Source organism: Crinalium epipsammum PCC 9333 (assembly GCF_000317495.1).
GTDB lineage: Bacteria > Cyanobacteriota > Cyanobacteriia > Cyanobacteriales > PCC-9333 > Crinalium > Crinalium epipsammum.
The window spans coordinates 5157960-5173016 of record NC_019753.1; the positions used below are offsets into that span (position 1 = coordinate 5157960).

Sequence of the window (15057 nt, forward strand, 5' to 3'; positions counted from 1 at the left end):
GAAAATTACAAATTACCTAATGTTTTAATTACAGTTTTGTAATTTTGATATGTAGGTAATGCGAGTAAAATAAAAGTTCAGGTAAGTATATGAATATTTTGTACGTTGAAGACGAAGCAAAGATTGCTCACTTTGTCCACACTGGACTGAAGGAACATGGATTTATTGTTGATTACTGTGGCGATGGTTTAGATGGCTATAACCGCGCTATAGACAATGACTATGATGCAATTGTTCTGGATATCATGTTGCCTGGAAAAGATGGGTTATCTATCCTGAAGAGCCTGCGACAGGCAAGGCGTAATGTACCAGTGATTTTGCTAACTGCTCGTAATGAATTGGACGATCGCTTAGAAGGTTTAAACTTGGGGGCAGACGATTACATCGCCAAGCCGTTTTTTGTTGAAGAGTTAGTTGCCCGTATTCATGCTGTGGTGCGTCGGACTTCCGGCGAACACCAAAATATACTTAGTGTGGGACCAATCAAACTAGACTGCATCACACGAGAAGTAACTTGCAATCAGCAAGCTGTAGAACTTACCAGCCGTGAGTTCAATCTAATGGAATATTTGATGCGATCGCTCGGACGAGTTTTTACCCGCACCCAAATATTAGAACACGTCTGGGGCTACGATTTCAATCCTAATACTAATGTGGTTGATGTCTGTATTCAAAGGATTCGCAAGAAGCTAGAACCTATCGGAGGTGCAAGTTGGATTGAAAGTGTGCGCGGCGTGGGATATCGTTTTCGCAAACCAGAGTCTTAAGTGTTAAAACTACGTTCTTTCCGTATTCGTATTGCCTTAGTTTCTGCTATTTTAGCGGGTAGCGCCCTCGTAGGATTTGGGGTAATTTCTTGGTGGCTAATTTATAACGCCAAGGTTAGTAGGCTTGATGGGGCATTAAAAATTCAGTTAATGCGGACAGCCCGTCCACGAGGAGAAAATCAAAATCGCTGGGAGTTTTATGAAACTAGATTACCCCGTGGATTACAAATACAGGCACAAACTCCTATTGGTATACTGGTGATTGACAAAAATGGCAATACAATTTATCAATCTCAAAGCTGGGCAACTGATCTTAAAGTAAATAATCTGTGGTCTTCACGCGCCCAGGGATCATATCCGTTGCCACCTAACGATGAAGGAAGATTATCAGAAACAGAGCAAGAACCTTCAGCAGGACAGGGATTTGAACCTGAGCGTCTGCCGAATATACCACCGCCAAATATTCGATTAGCAACCAAACGTGCTTCAGGAGACACTTGGCGGGTTGGTGCAATTAACTCTCCTCGTCATCGAGTAGCGATCGCAGTTAGTCTACAAGCGATCGATCAAGAGATGGTAGGTATCGGCAGTATCTTTCTAATTTCGCTACCAATCGTACTTATTTTAATTGCTGGCGGTGCATGGTGGCTTTCTGGTACGGCTTTATCTCCTATCGAGCGATTAACTACTGCAATTCGCCAGGTGACAGTCAAAGGGTTAGAACAACGGGTTGAAATTGGGGCAACAGATATTGAATTTGTTGAACTGATTCAAGTATTTAACCAAATGTTAGAACGCTTGGAACGCAATTTTAAACAAGCTTCCCGTTTCAGTGGAGATGCTGCTCACGAACTTAAAACACCTCTAACAATTTTGCAAGGCGAACTAGAAAGAGCCATGCAACAAGCTGAATCGGGATCGGAGGTGCAACAAAGTTTGGGAAGTCTGCTAGATGAAGTTCATCGTCTCAGTGCAATTGTGCGGAAACTTTTGTTACTTTCCTTAGCGGATGCGGGACAAATGAGTTTGCATCTAATTGAGGTAAATCTGTCTCATCTATTAATTGAGATGACGGAAGATATAGAAATGCTTGCTCCAGAGTTAGACGTGCAAACGGATATTGCACCAAAATTATTAGTTAAGGGCGATCGCGATTTACTTGTCCAAGTTTTGCAAAATTTAATTAGCAATGCGATTAAATATAATCTTCCCAACGGTTGGATAAAAATTCAAGCTTACCGTCAGGGAACAAATGTATCTGTCACCATCACTAACTGTTCCAAAGATATTCCAGTTAATGAACGCGATCGCATTTTTGACCGCTTCCATCGCGTAGCACCAACATCAACACACAAAATTGAAGGAACAGGGTTAGGACTTAGTTTGGCACGGGAAATTGCGCGATCGCATGGTGGCGATCTCAAGCTTGGTCAAACTATACCTGGTCAAACAGCATTTACCCTCACCTTGCGATCGACGTAGATTATTGTCAGTGGGTAGGGTGCGTTAGCGAAGCGTAACGCACCCTACAGGACTTAGTTAAGACATTTTATACAGGTAATTTTAGTTGTAAATAATTTGGTTTCTCTAAAACCTCATTACTTTTCAGTAATATATTTTTATCATTATTTTCAACCGTTTTTGTAGAATTCCAAGGAATTGCTGGAATGTCAATTCCTTTTAATACTTTAAGTAAAGAACGAGCAAACGAGCGTGCAACTAAGGGTGGGACAGCATTACAAATTTGAGTATAGTTTTCTATTGTAGTACCCTGAAAGATAAATGAATCGGGAAATGATTGTATACGCGCACATTCACGAGGTGATAAAAATCTATGTTCTTCAGGATGTATTGATGTCATTCCTCTAGTCCAATAAGCTGTATAAGAAGGTTCATCTTTAACCGCTCGTCTATATCCACCGCAATAAACAACTTTATTTTCCTGGTATTTATTAACAAAAACTTCCATCCCACTTCCCATAGGTACTGATTTAATTTTTTCTAAAACTCTTTGACTATGGTTTTGTGAAGTATGATTTTTTATGATATTAGAACCTAATCTAGCCCACTTTTGATATTCACATTCAGCAGGTTTATCATATTCAAATATACCTTTTTTTTCACCAATACCTATTTTTGGAAGATCTGATATTGACTCCCATAGTGAAATTGCTTTGTCAGTTCCCAATACTTCACCTAATTTTGAATGTGTCGCTTCAGGTCGTTGTGGTTGGAATTTTTTTGCTCCTATAGCAAAAAATCTAGATCTCTTCTGTGGCACACCATAATCACTGGAATTTAGTATAAAATAATTCCATTGATAAGCAGGCATTAACTCTAAACGTTGCTGTAATTGTTTAAAATAAATACCTTTGTATGAGGTTTTAAAACCAGGTACATTCTCAAATATCCAAACTTTAGGTGTTAAAATCTCTATAAAGTCAAAAAACTTCCAAACTAAACTATTTCTAGGATCTTTCTCATTTTTATATCCTTCATTACTAAAACCTTGACAAGGTGGACTACCTACTACAATATCCACATTGCCATCTAAAATAGTTCTAACATCAAAAGTATTTAAATCTACACACTTAACATTTTCACTAATATTATATTTTGCTGTTCTACAAGCTGATTCATTAAAGTCGTATGCACCAATATGTTTTAACCCAGCCATTTTAAATCCACATGACCAGCCCCCCGCCCCACTAAAAAAATCAATATATGTTAATGTCATAAGGGTAATTTTTTTTGTGTTAATAAACTTAAATGCTCTTTTAAATGATGAATATCTTTTTTAGGAGGAGCTATTACGTTAAACCACTCATTTTCTATTTCATCTAAGTTACTTGACAAATAACTACTAATAATTAAATGGGCATCACGAAGTAATTTTACTTTAGTAAGCTGATTTCTACTTCCAGAACCTCTAGGACTATCATAACTTGCTAAAAATGCTTGACGGACGGCATTATTTTGAGCGATAGGGTTTAAAATTAAATCTTTAATAAACTTAGTTAAGCCATGATCTGTTAAAAATAACAGCCAATCATAAGATTGTTTCAGTACTAATAGCTCTTTGTTCGGATTATCAGATGTAAACCAATTACCATGATTACTTACTATCCCGATTGTAAGGATAAAGTTTTTTAAACGCTCCGGTGTAGCTTCATAAATCATTTTATCAAGAGCTACGTCATAAAGCTCGTATTCAAATCCACCATTAGGAGTAGGTAGTATACCAAAAAGCTTACCATCAGCAGATCTAATTTTTTGGAGACATGAAACGTGTTTAGCTACATAAGCACCTTGCTTGGCTTTTTCGATTGTGGTAGGTCCCTTTTTAGCACCTTCTTCAACACCAACTCGCTTACATTCAAATAGGGCAAACGGGTTAGGTGTTATCACTGAAAGCTCTAACTCTGCCTTAAAATTATAAAGAGAGTTTATAGTATCGAAGTCTTCAAACGTTGAAAAATCTAAAAGGTCAATAATTGCTAGATTTCCATTCGCATGATTCCTACCAATTAAAGCTCGATTCCTTTGTAAGTTATTACTGGTTAATATTTGAGTAGAAGAAATTGGTGTAAAATCATTTAAAAGTTCTTTTATTTCTGGTATATTATTTATTTTGGGGCTAGTTAGTGGTAATCTTGATAATTTAAGTGTATGCACTCCAGAATGGATAAGAGGATGTAAAGCGAATTCAACATTATGAGTTATTTCACTATTACCAAATTCAGGTAAGCGCCACTCAATAGTTAAATAACGGGATAAGTTCCATTCTCGAATAAGATAATAAGTAATTAATTCAACTAAAGTACCCAAAGCACGACCAGCAGCCTTTTTACGATCAGTTGTGTGTTTAAACACATCTTCTGCTAGAACTTTTTGCATCTCATCTATTGATTCGTAAGACATTTATAAAAATTGCTATAAAAACTAATAAATTTAACTATCCCACAAAATATCATATCGTTTCCAGTTAATTAAGAATGATTGAAAATTTTAATTCTTTTACCTTTGCGATCCTTTGCGCTTACCTTTGCGACCTTTGCGTTAAAAAAAAATATATAATTCCAACGCAACCGGATTGGCTCTCACGATGACTATGAGGCTTTGTTGAATTAAATTTGAGCGATCGCACAAAGTATTGTCTAAAAGTGCGATCGCCTCCACTAGATGAATTTTTAACAAATTTGATCTGCTTATTTCCCAGCACCAACTGGTTGACGAGCAACTTTTATGATGCGATCGCGTTTGCCCCTCCGCAACAACTTCAACCCAGACCAAGGGCGGAAATTGTGCAGCATCACATACAAGCAGGGGATAATAAACAAAGTTAGCACTGTAGCTAGAGATAGCCCAGAAAATACCACCACACCCAAAGGTTGTAAAAACTCCGCACCTTCCCCAATTCCTAGTGCTAGTGGGAACATCCCCAAAACAGTCGTGATAGTTGTCATCATCACCGGACGGAGGCGCAGAGGAGCAGCTTTTAAAATTGCCGTGTAGTAATCTAGGTCTTCTTTTTCCCGCAGTTGGTTAGCTAGTTCCACCATGATAATGGCATTGTTAACTACAATCCCCACTAGCAGGACTGCACCCACTAACACCGTTGCACCAATAGCTGTTTGGGTAACATAAAGCCCCAAAATCCCCCCTGCAAGTGCTAACGGTACAGTAAACATAATTACCAAAGGGTCAATCAGGGAGTTGTATTGTACCGCCATCACCACAAATACTAAGAAAGCCGCTAAACTTCCTAAAAGTACTAGAGAACTTTGTAACTCCTGATTTGTCTGTGCAGCAGAGCTAGGTAGCACCCTTACTCCGTCTGGTAAATCTACACTTTTCAGCACTTCATCTACTTGTGCCAGTGCATTGCTCAAACTTGCACCCTCACTCAAACTACCTGCAATGATGAAAACTTGACGCTGGTTAATGCGCTGAATTTGTCCCGGCGCTTGACCTTCTGCAAGTGTGGCGACATCGCCGAGGCGCACAAAGCGGTTATTAGTAATAAATAAAGGTAACTGCTCTAATTGCGAAGCTTCTTGCAAAGCCTCTTGATTCAACTGTACCCGCACATCTACCAAGCGATCGCCTCTTTGCAACTGAGTAGGCACAGAACCTTCGATCGCCGTCTGAAGAGTAGCGCCAATATCTGAAATCGTCAATCCTAAATCAGATAAACGTTGCCAATCAGGACGAATCTGCACTTCTGGTTGTCGCTCGTCAGCATCAGGTCGAAACTGCACCAGGGTTGCTTTTTCATCAAGTGCTTGAATTACCTGCCTTCCTGCTTGCTGTAGCCGCCGCTCGTCGGTTCCTTGGAGCATCAAGTCAACATCTGCTCCACGTACTGGCGAATTACTCAAGATAATGCCCCGTACCTGACCTGGAGACACTCGCAAGCGGATTCCTGCCAAATTCAGCTTATCAAATTCTTTACTTACTCTATCCGCGTAAGCTGGAACATCGGTTCCTGGTTTTAGGGTAATAGTCGCAGAACCACGCGACGGGTTAGCATTCGTGCTAGTGCCAAATAAAGACCCACCAGCAGTAGAAAAAACATACTCAGTTTCCGGCTGTTTGAGGAGAATATCATCAACAATTGCCATCACTCTTTGGTTAGTTTCCAGAGGTGTACCAGGAGGAAACTGAGCATTTAAGTTAGCTTGTCCAGTATTAATTCTAGGTAGGATTTCCTGGGGAATTTGATTTCCTAAATATATACCACCACCACCTAAAATTAAGAATGTCATTGCTACTATTAGCCACCGCCACTTCAAGACTCGGCTCAAAACTGCCCCATAACCCCGCGTAGCATCTTCAAATCGCTGATTAAATTGTCTTAGTAGCCAAAATCTACCTAAATTACTCGACCAAGGAATTGCCAATAAACGCGAGGTGAGCATCGGTACAACAGTTACAGCTACAACAATTGAAGCAGCAACTGCAAAGCTAATTGTGAGAATTAACTCACCAAACAGCAAAGCGAAAAAGCCACCAATTAAAAGGAATGGTAAAACAGCTACTAAGTTAGTGCTAGTAGAGGCAACCAAGGCTGATTCTACTTCCCGACTGCTACTTACAGAGCGATCGATGACTTGCTTGGGAGTTAAGCGGATGCCTGTAGTTTTACCAGGTGTCATGCCCACACCTTCAGCAATGGTTTCTAGCATGACGATTGAGTTATCAACTACAATACCCACGCCCAGGGCTAAACCACCTAAGCTGAAAACGTTGAGGGATAAGCCAAATATTCCCATCAAGATAATCGCTGCTAAAGTTGCTAAAGGAATGGCGATGACGATGATTAAAGTTTGGCGCAGGGAACCTAGAAATAACAGAACTGCGATCGCAGCTAATAATGTTCCTATCACTCCAGAACTGGTGACATTAGAAATAGAGTTTTTAATAAAGCGAGACTCATCCAATGTCGGGATAAGTAACATATCTTCTGGAATAATGCCAGCAGTTTTCAATTCTGCTAGACGTTTTTCTACCTCTTCTACCACTAAGATGCTGTTGGCATCAGGTTGCTTTTGGACACTGAGTTTAACTGCTGGTTGTCCGTTGAGAGAAACAAATACCCGTTGTTCTTCATTACCATCAATCACCTCAGCAAAGTCTCGCAGGGAAACACGCTGTTGAAAGCTGTTCGATCCTCCAGAAGTCTCACCTGTTGACGAGGATGAACCGCTTCTCACCTCAAAAGACAAGTTTTGGATTTCACTAGCGTCTCTAAATTTTCCCACCGCCCGTGTTAGCGGCTGACCATTGCCTTCTTGAAGCCGACCGCCAGAAATGTCTTGGTTACGCTCAGAAAGCGCATCTAACACATCTCTTAATCCAACTCCCAAAGCTTGTAAGCGTTGCAAGTCGAGGTTAACCCGTATCTCTTCACTAACTCCACCAGAAACATCTACTGATGCTACTCCTGAAACAACACCTAGTTCTCGTGCTAGTTCTTCCTCTGCAAAGACGCGCAAATCTACAGATTCCAAGGACGGAGATGTTAGTGCTAATTCATATATTGGTAACTGGGAAGGATCTACTTTGAAGACGCGAGGCTGTTCGACTACATCTGGGAAGTTTCCCTGAGCGCGGTTAAAGGAAGCCGTAGCATCGTTTAACGCTTGGTCAATATTACCCCCTGGTTTGAAGAACAAGTCTACGCTGACTTGACCTTCACGGGTTTGGGAGAAAACCTGTTCCACTCCCTCTGTCGCAGAAAGAGCTTCTTCTAGGGGCTTGGTAATTTCTTCAATAGCTACCTCTGGTGATACTCCAGGCGCATTTAGCCGCACCCCAATTCGAGGGTAAGTAATTGATGGTAAAAGATCGACTTGCAGTTGTGACAGGTAAAAGATGCCCACCACAATAACTGCCAAGGTCAGCATCAGTGTACCGATGTGTTGGCGGATAGAGATTGCACTGATACTAAATCCGGTCGTCTCATGGTTGTGCATTTCTGTTCCCTGCTGGTTTAATACCTTCTGAGATAATACTTATACGAACTTCTTCACCATTTTTTATAGGTTTGCTGCTACGAGAGACAAATCGCTCTCCTGGCTTTAATCCCGATATAATTTCAACTTGATTATTAGCGCGATCGCCTATTTTTACAGGTCGTGCTGCTACTTTCCCTTCTTGCCCTGAACCCGTTACCACAAATACTGTACCCTCACCCTCAGTCTCTGCGCCTCTGGTAGCCCCTGCTCCTTGCGCTCCTGCTCCCTGCGCTCCTGCTCCCTGCTCCCTGCTCCCTGCTCCCCCTGCGCCTTGCCCGCCTGCGCCTTGCGCTCCTGCTCTCTGCCTACCTGCACCACCGCCCCTCTGCCTATTTACTTCTAGTGCCGATTGAGGTACAACCAACTTTTCACCAGTAGGCTGAGAAAACATTACTCTCGCAAACAACCCACTTCCAATGCGACCGTTACTATTTGGAATCGTAATTTCTACTGGAACCAAACGAGATACCGGATCTGCTGCGGGGGAAATTAGAGCAATTTGTCCCTGTAATTCTTCTTTAGGAAAAGCATCTAACCGCACTTGTACATACTGCCCAACGCGGATTTTTGATAATTCTAATTCAGAGATTTGAACCACAACTTTCACGCGGCTGAAATCACCGAGTTTCAGAATTTCAGTTCCAGGTTGTACTAAATTGCCTGTTTGGATTAGTTGTTGCAAGACAACGCCAGTAATGGGGGAACTTAGCAACGCATAAGATAAACGTTCCCGCGCTTGAGCTACAGCAGCACGTTGGGCGAGTACTCGACTCTCAGCCGCCGCTACTGCTTGTTGTTCAGTGCTAACTTGTTGGATAGTAGAACGGAGCGCCTGTGCTGCGGTTCCGGCTGCGGTCTGTGCTATTTCGGCTTGTTGCTTCGGGATAGCTCCTGCACTTAGAAGTTTTTGGTAGCGTAGTGCGTCATTTTGTGCTTGTTGCTGTTCTAGGCGTGCTTGTTCTATCTGAGTACGGGCGCTATTAACTTGACTACGGGCGCGGGCTACTTCTGAAACGCGAGAAGCTAATTCTGCTTCTGCTTGGGTGACGTTAGTTAGCAAAATCGTATCATCAAGTTGAGCCACTAGCTGACCCCGCGATACATAACTGCCTAGACCGACATTAAGTCTCAGCAGTTTACCTTCAACTTGCGATCGCACTGACACTTCTTGCCAAGGTACGGTTGTGCCAGTATATTCTGTATCTTTACGCAAAGAACCTGTACGTGCGATCGCCACATCAACCGCAGTCGGACCTTTACCTCTCTCAGCACCAGGTCTTCTTGATTGCGCCTCCGCTTGTTCGTTGGGCATAATTCCACAACTTGTCAGTAACGGTAAGCCGCTTAATAGCACTAGCATCCCTATCACCTGCACAGATCTGATCTGGGGTAAAAGTGGATAATCTACTAAACGTTGGGAGGTTTGAGTTTTAGCAACCTCTGGCTGAGAGTTTGTTTTCACTAGCACAATTGGCGCTCCTACTCTGGGAAGCTTAATTTTAATTATTATGAAGCGTTACTCAACTTAATCTATCTAGTAATAGGTTGATCAAGTTCGGGCTGTCTGCATCTGGCTAATCTTACCAACTTACAAGAGCATTATTAGTTCGGAATTTTAGGTAGTATCTAAAAGCGTAGGCGGCGGTTGGCTCAATGATGCCAACCGCCGCTACAAATGAGTGGCATCAACTTAGAAATGTAGAGCGTGGCAATTAGCCATAGAAAGCCCTATTTAGGTTGTGGGTTTCTGACGATTTTGACGATTTTGCTGCCATTGCTGTTTCAATTCCTGAAGCTTTTGCTTTTGGGCATCAGTTAGAACAGCTTCTATCTGGGTCTTGGAAGATTGCCGCAACGCTTTGAGTCTGGTTTTTTGGTCTTCAGTTAGATTCAAATTAGGACGTTGCTTTTGTTGCCTAGCAGTTTGCATTTGTTGCTTCTGCTCTGCGGTGAATATACTACTCATTTGCTGACGAGTAGACTGTTTAATTTGCTGAATTTTTGTCTTTTGTTCAGCACTCAAACCGAGTTGTTCAAATTTCTTTCCCCATCCTTTGTTTTGTCTGGCGGGTTGTGGTGCATTTTGTGCTACTAGGGTAGATTGATCAGCTACCGCTTTATCTGAAACAGCAAAACTGAAACCACCCATTACAAAAGGTACAGCAGCGAGTACTAACAGTCGATTAATAGCCATGACGATCAAAATCCTTAGTGTTGAGAGTTCGTAGATATCATGCTTTTATTAAGCGCAATGAAAATTACAGTTTCCCCTCTGTTTTCATTACAATTTTGTAATTTTTTCAGCTAGTGCTAGTCAAAGACAAAGCCAGACTGGGTTTACCAGAATTTAGACAACTATCCACCTGCTTACCAACAAAATAGCGGCACGTTAAGATTTATTAAGAACGAATTGGAGCGATCGCACTTATAAATGTGTCGTATATTAGGCTATCTTGGATCACCACTACTGCTGGATTACTTAGTCTCTAAGCCAGAACACTCTTTAATTGTACAAAGCTATCAACCCCGTGAGATGACATCAGGTGTAGTCAACGCTGATGGTTTTGGCATCGGTTGGTATCATGCACAACGAGATACTGAACCATTTACCTACAAAAATACACTACCAATCTGGAGTGATATTAACCTACCAAGCCTCAGCCGTTATGTTGAGTCAGGTTGTGTACTAGCTAATGTGCGTAGTGCAACGGGTGGACAAGCCGTTGATTTAAGTAACTGCCAACCTTTTCGTTATAAAGATTTATTATTAACTCACAACGGGGCGATCAAAAACTTTAGGAAGACACTGTATAGACCAATACGCTCTCTCCTTAACGATGAAGCTTATCAGGCAATTGAGGGCATTACTGATTCTGAAAATATATTCGCTTTACTGATTAATCAGTTGATGACACATTCAGATATCACCCTGGAAAAAGCCTTGTATAACACATTAGAAATTCTCAAAGAGTTAGCTAGTTTACATCAGGTGAGCTTTTCTGCAAATATTATCGTTAGTGATGGGCATCGTCTGGTGTGCAGTCGCTTCGCCCATAATGTGCCAGTTCCATCATTGTACTGGCTACGAGATGACCCAACATTTCCAGAAGCCGTAATTGTCGCTTCTGAACCCTTGTTTGCAAGTAATTGGATTAGCTTTCCTGAAAATAGTATTATCAGTTTTGGAGAAGATCTTGATATCAATGAACAATTAACAATTAACAATTAACAATTAACAATTAACAATTAACAATTAACAATTAACAATTATCAATCAACTACTCTAACTCTGAGTATTTATCTATATCTGATTTGGATGAAAGATATAAATCCATAGACTTCTTGCTATCAATCAGTATAACATCTGTGTTTATCTGTGTTCATCTGTGGTAAATTATCAAAAAATTTACAAGCGCAAGAAGTCTAATGAACAACTTTATCTCTGAATGTTTATCTCTATCTAATTTGGATGATAGAAGGCAAGAAATTAAACAAGAGATGGAACTTTGCCGTAGTACTACGCTTAAGCTGTTTCAAGGCATTGACTACGAGACATTTTGTTGTCAGGCTCATCCAGATTTTAGTCCCGTAGGTTGGCACTTAGGGCATATTGCTTTTATAGAGTCTTTGTGGTTGTTAGAGAAATTCGCTCAATTACCGCCTTTATTTCCCCAATACCGTCGCTTATTTGCTGCGGATGGGTTGCCAAAAAAGCAGCGTGGCAATTTACCAACCTTAGAAGAAACTAAACACTATTTAGATACAGTTAGAAAGCAAGTTTTCCAATATTTAGAAACTGCTGATTTAGAACAGCAAGAACGTCTTTGGCGTTGGCTAATTCAGCATGAAAGCCAACATACTGAAACTATTACTTTTGTACTGCAATTGCAGGGTATTAAGATTAATTTAGCAGAGCGATCGCCATCTCCACAAGTCATTATCCCCAACACCCCACCTACTGACGAGATGGTTCAAATCCCCGCAGGTAAATTTGAAATGGGGAACGACTCTATCGAAGCATTAGATAATGAAAGATTAGTTCACCGAGTTTACTTAGATACATACTGTATTGACCGCTACCCTGTTACTTGCGGACAATATCGCACTTTCATAGAAGCAGGTGGTTATCACAACCAAAACTTGTGGTCAGATAGTGGTTGGGAATGGTTACAAAAAAATTCTCTCAACCAACCGCGATATTGGACAAGCGATCGCAACTTAGATTATCATCCCGTTTGTGGCGTTAGCTGGTACGAAGCAGAAGCTTATGCACAGTTTGCTGGTAAAAGATTACCAACAGAAGCAGAATGGGAAAAAGCTGTTAGTTGGGATGCAACCCTGGGATGTCGTCGTACTTACCCTTGGGGTGAAGCTACACCAGATGATTCTTTATGTAATCACAACAATATAGTTGGACAAACAACACCAGTTAACGCTTACCAAACTGCACAAAGCTTTTATGGTTTATACGATACTTTAGGGAATGTCTGGGAGTGGACATCATCCTGGTTTGACGGCTATGCAGGTTTTATTAGCTATCCTTACATAGGTTATTCTCAGGTTTATTTTGATGGACAGCACCGAGTTTTAAGAGGAGGTAGCTGGGCGACTTCTCCTTGGGGTTTACGCGCTAGCTTCCGCAACTGGTATCATCCCCATGTGCGCGAGATTTTAGCTGGTTTTCGCTGCGCTAGTAGTTAAAATTTTCCATAAAAAGAATAGGAGGCACGGGAACCAAATATTTGTAAGTTCCAAGTTGCAAAATCCTTACTCTCCATACATTCATTGCCTTTTCCTTGTACGACTAAGCGAAATTTGGTGTCATTGCTCATACCTTTAGCAAAAATGCCATTCCCTGACACTTGCCCTTCCATACGCATTTCTTTGTAAAGCATCGGCTCATTGTTGCTGTCTCTCGGAGAACGAGTAGCTGCATCCGTAGCAAAAAATGTGGCTTTTGTCGGGATTTTAAAGGTTAAATTTCCTATTTTTCCTAACTCATCTTTAAACTTTAAATTCCAAAGACGCTGATTTTTTGATTGTGATAGAGTATATTTTTGGGAGTTTGAAGATAATCCCTTAATTACATCAAAACCAGGTACAGTCAAATATAATTGTGCTACTGGAGAAAATTTTAAACTTTGAACTTGTGACAATTCATAGTTATTAATACTACTAGAGCGTTCATACCATTGACCTACTTCAGCACAACAGGCGCAAGCCAAAGATTTCCCTGGCAGCATCAAGCCAACTATTAAATTAATTGTCAGCCAATAATAAAAGCTGTAATTTGTAACTGCAAAGAAGAATTGAGGATTTTTTCTCACAAGTAAACCTATATATCCGATATATTATATCGAGCATACTGCACCATTTATTCGCTAAAAACCAGCTTGAGGATAAAATATCTAGCTCAGGCTTGATTTTTAATAGGATAGCTCTGTGTTTTACTGGCTAAAAGTTAAGATACAGCTTTTATAGTGAGCGATCGCGCAGCGTGTTGCGAAGCAACGTATCGCATCTTCCTTGACTTTGAGATAAATAATCAATGTATAGCTATGTATTAATGGAGGTTTAATGTCACTTTCTCAGGCTGCAAGCGGTAAGTCCGCTACTCAATCTACAATAGCTCAACGCTTGCAAGTAGAGTATTTAGTTAACCCAAATCAGTCTTCAGAAATAGCCTCTGCGACTGGTAACGATGTAATTCAAGGACTAAATCAAACCCCTAAAACTATACCAGCAAAATATTTCTATGACGATCAAGGTTCTTTATTATTTGAGCAAATTTGTGAATTACCAGAATATTACTTAACCCGTACAGAAACAGCAATTTTACAACAATATGCTCACGAAATTGCTAATTTAACGGGGCATTGTGAACTGGTAGAATTAGGAAGTGGTAGTTCTACTAAAACTCGCATCTTACTAGATGCTTATAATCAATTGGGATACCCATTGTATTATATACCAGTTGATGTCAGTGGTGGAATTTTAGAAAGCAGTGCCAAAGATTTACTGGTTAAATATCCATCGCTACAAGTTCACGGTTTAGTCAGCACTTACGAACTAGCATTACAGCGCCTCACTCCGACACAATTACCTAGCAGAATGATTTGCTTTATCGGTAGCACTTTAGGTAATCTACAACCTGAAGAATGCGATGATTTCTTATCAAAAATTACTGCTGCTATGGAACCAGGAGAATACTTTTTACTAGGAATTGATCTGCAAAAACCAAAACATATATTAGAAGCTGCATATAACGATAGCCAGGGAGTAACTGCTGCATTTAATCTCAATATGCTGCAACACCTTAATCAACGCTTTCAGGGGAATTTTGACAGCAACCAATTTGAACATCAAGCTTTTTATAATGAGTCTCAGCATCAAGTTGAGATGCACTTACGGAGTTTAAAAGCACAAACTGTGCAGTTACAAGCATTAAATTTAACGATTGCTTTTGAAGATGGTGAAACAATTTTAACTGAAATATCTCGCAAATTTAATCTCAAGACTATACAGCAGGAACTACAGACACGAGGTTTAAAACCTTTGAAAGCATGGACTGATGCTAATCAATGGTTTGGCTTGTTGTTGTGTCAATTGCAATAACTATAATCAACCTTTGTTACTGAATAGCACAGTTGCGGCTATTCAGTATAGCAAAGTCATGCCTGATCTGATCTCAGATTCAATGTGAGTATGTATTTATAGATACATATCAAGTTAAAATAAAAACCTTTCTTGGGTTAGAAGTCTAAATGAAT

At 40.5% G+C, this 15057-nt stretch carries 12 protein-coding genes; 5 read left to right on the forward strand and 7 right to left on the reverse strand.

All coding sequences use genetic code 11. The features are described from left to right. Window positions 1-89 precede the first annotated feature (89 nt). Both CRI9333_RS22430 and CRI9333_RS22435 read left to right on the forward strand, forming a co-directional pair. The gene (locus tag CRI9333_RS22430) at window positions 90-767 is read left to right on the forward strand and encodes a response regulator transcription factor (RefSeq protein WP_015205448.1); all 678 of its coding nucleotides are present in this window, start codon (window positions 90-92) and stop codon (window positions 765-767) included. Next, the gene (locus CRI9333_RS22435) at window positions 768-2249 is read left to right on the forward strand and encodes an ATP-binding protein (RefSeq protein ID WP_015205449.1); all 1482 of its coding nucleotides are present in this window, start codon (window positions 768-770) and stop codon (window positions 2247-2249) included. Window positions 2250-2316: 67 nt separating this feature from the next. On the opposite strand, the gene CRI9333_RS22440 is transcribed toward CRI9333_RS22435, so the two are convergent. From CRI9333_RS22440 to CRI9333_RS22460, 6 genes are all read right to left on the reverse strand, one after another. After that, entirely contained in the window at window positions 2317-3504 is a 1188-nt protein-coding gene (locus CRI9333_RS22440; protein ID WP_015205450.1) for a DNA cytosine methyltransferase, read from the reverse strand. Then, entirely contained in the window at window positions 3501-4688 is a 1188-nt protein-coding gene (locus tag CRI9333_RS22445) for a hypothetical protein (protein WP_015205451.1), read from the reverse strand. The genes CRI9333_RS22440 and CRI9333_RS22445 overlap by 4 nt, the downstream gene beginning before the upstream one ends. Window positions 4689-4826: 138 nt before the next feature. Beyond that, window positions 4827-4964 carry a hypothetical protein gene (locus CRI9333_RS27030; protein ID WP_157462376.1) on the reverse strand — a complete coding sequence of 46 codons (138 nt, stop codon included), beginning with the start codon at window positions 4962-4964 and terminating at the stop codon, window positions 4827-4829. An 11-nt stretch (window positions 4965-4975) separates the two neighbouring features. After that, window positions 4976-8245 (reverse strand): efflux RND transporter permease subunit, encoded by a 3270-nt coding sequence (locus CRI9333_RS22450; protein ID WP_015205452.1) that lies wholly within the window; start codon window positions 8243-8245, stop codon window positions 4976-4978. Continuing rightward, window positions 8232-9755: an efflux RND transporter periplasmic adaptor subunit gene (locus CRI9333_RS22455; protein WP_015205453.1), complete on the reverse strand. Its 1524-nt coding sequence runs from the start codon at window positions 9753-9755 to the stop codon at window positions 8232-8234. The genes CRI9333_RS22450 and CRI9333_RS22455 overlap by 14 nt, the downstream gene beginning before the upstream one ends. A 264-nt stretch (window positions 9756-10019) precedes the next feature. Further along, window positions 10020-10481, reverse strand: coding sequence for a Spy/CpxP family protein refolding chaperone (locus CRI9333_RS22460; protein WP_015205454.1), 462 nt, complete (start codon window positions 10479-10481; stop codon window positions 10020-10022). A gap of 237 nt (window positions 10482-10718) precedes the next feature. On the opposite strand from CRI9333_RS22460, the gene egtC reads away from it, so the two are divergent. Continuing rightward, a complete protein-coding gene (gene egtC / locus CRI9333_RS22465; RefSeq protein ID WP_015205455.1) occupies window positions 10719-11516 on the forward strand; it encodes an ergothioneine biosynthesis protein EgtC in 798 nt (265 codons plus the stop codon). Window positions 11517-11713: 197 nt separating this feature from the next. Continuing rightward, window positions 11714-12988, forward strand: coding sequence for an ergothioneine biosynthesis protein EgtB (gene egtB, locus CRI9333_RS22470; RefSeq protein ID WP_015205456.1), 1275 nt, complete (start codon window positions 11714-11716; stop codon window positions 12986-12988). Here the strand turns inward: egtB and CRI9333_RS22475 are convergent. Then, window positions 12985-13614, reverse strand: coding sequence for a hypothetical protein (locus tag CRI9333_RS22475; protein WP_015205457.1), 630 nt, complete (start codon window positions 13612-13614; stop codon window positions 12985-12987). The two genes, egtB and CRI9333_RS22475, sit on opposite strands and share 4 nt — an antisense overlap. A 250-nt stretch (window positions 13615-13864) precedes the next feature. Between CRI9333_RS22475 and egtD the strand changes: the two genes are divergently transcribed. After that, complete coding sequence (egtD, locus tag CRI9333_RS22480) at window positions 13865-14902, forward strand: L-histidine N(alpha)-methyltransferase (RefSeq protein WP_015205458.1); 1038 nt, start codon at window positions 13865-13867, stop codon at window positions 14900-14902. Window positions 14903-15057 lie beyond the last annotated feature (155 nt).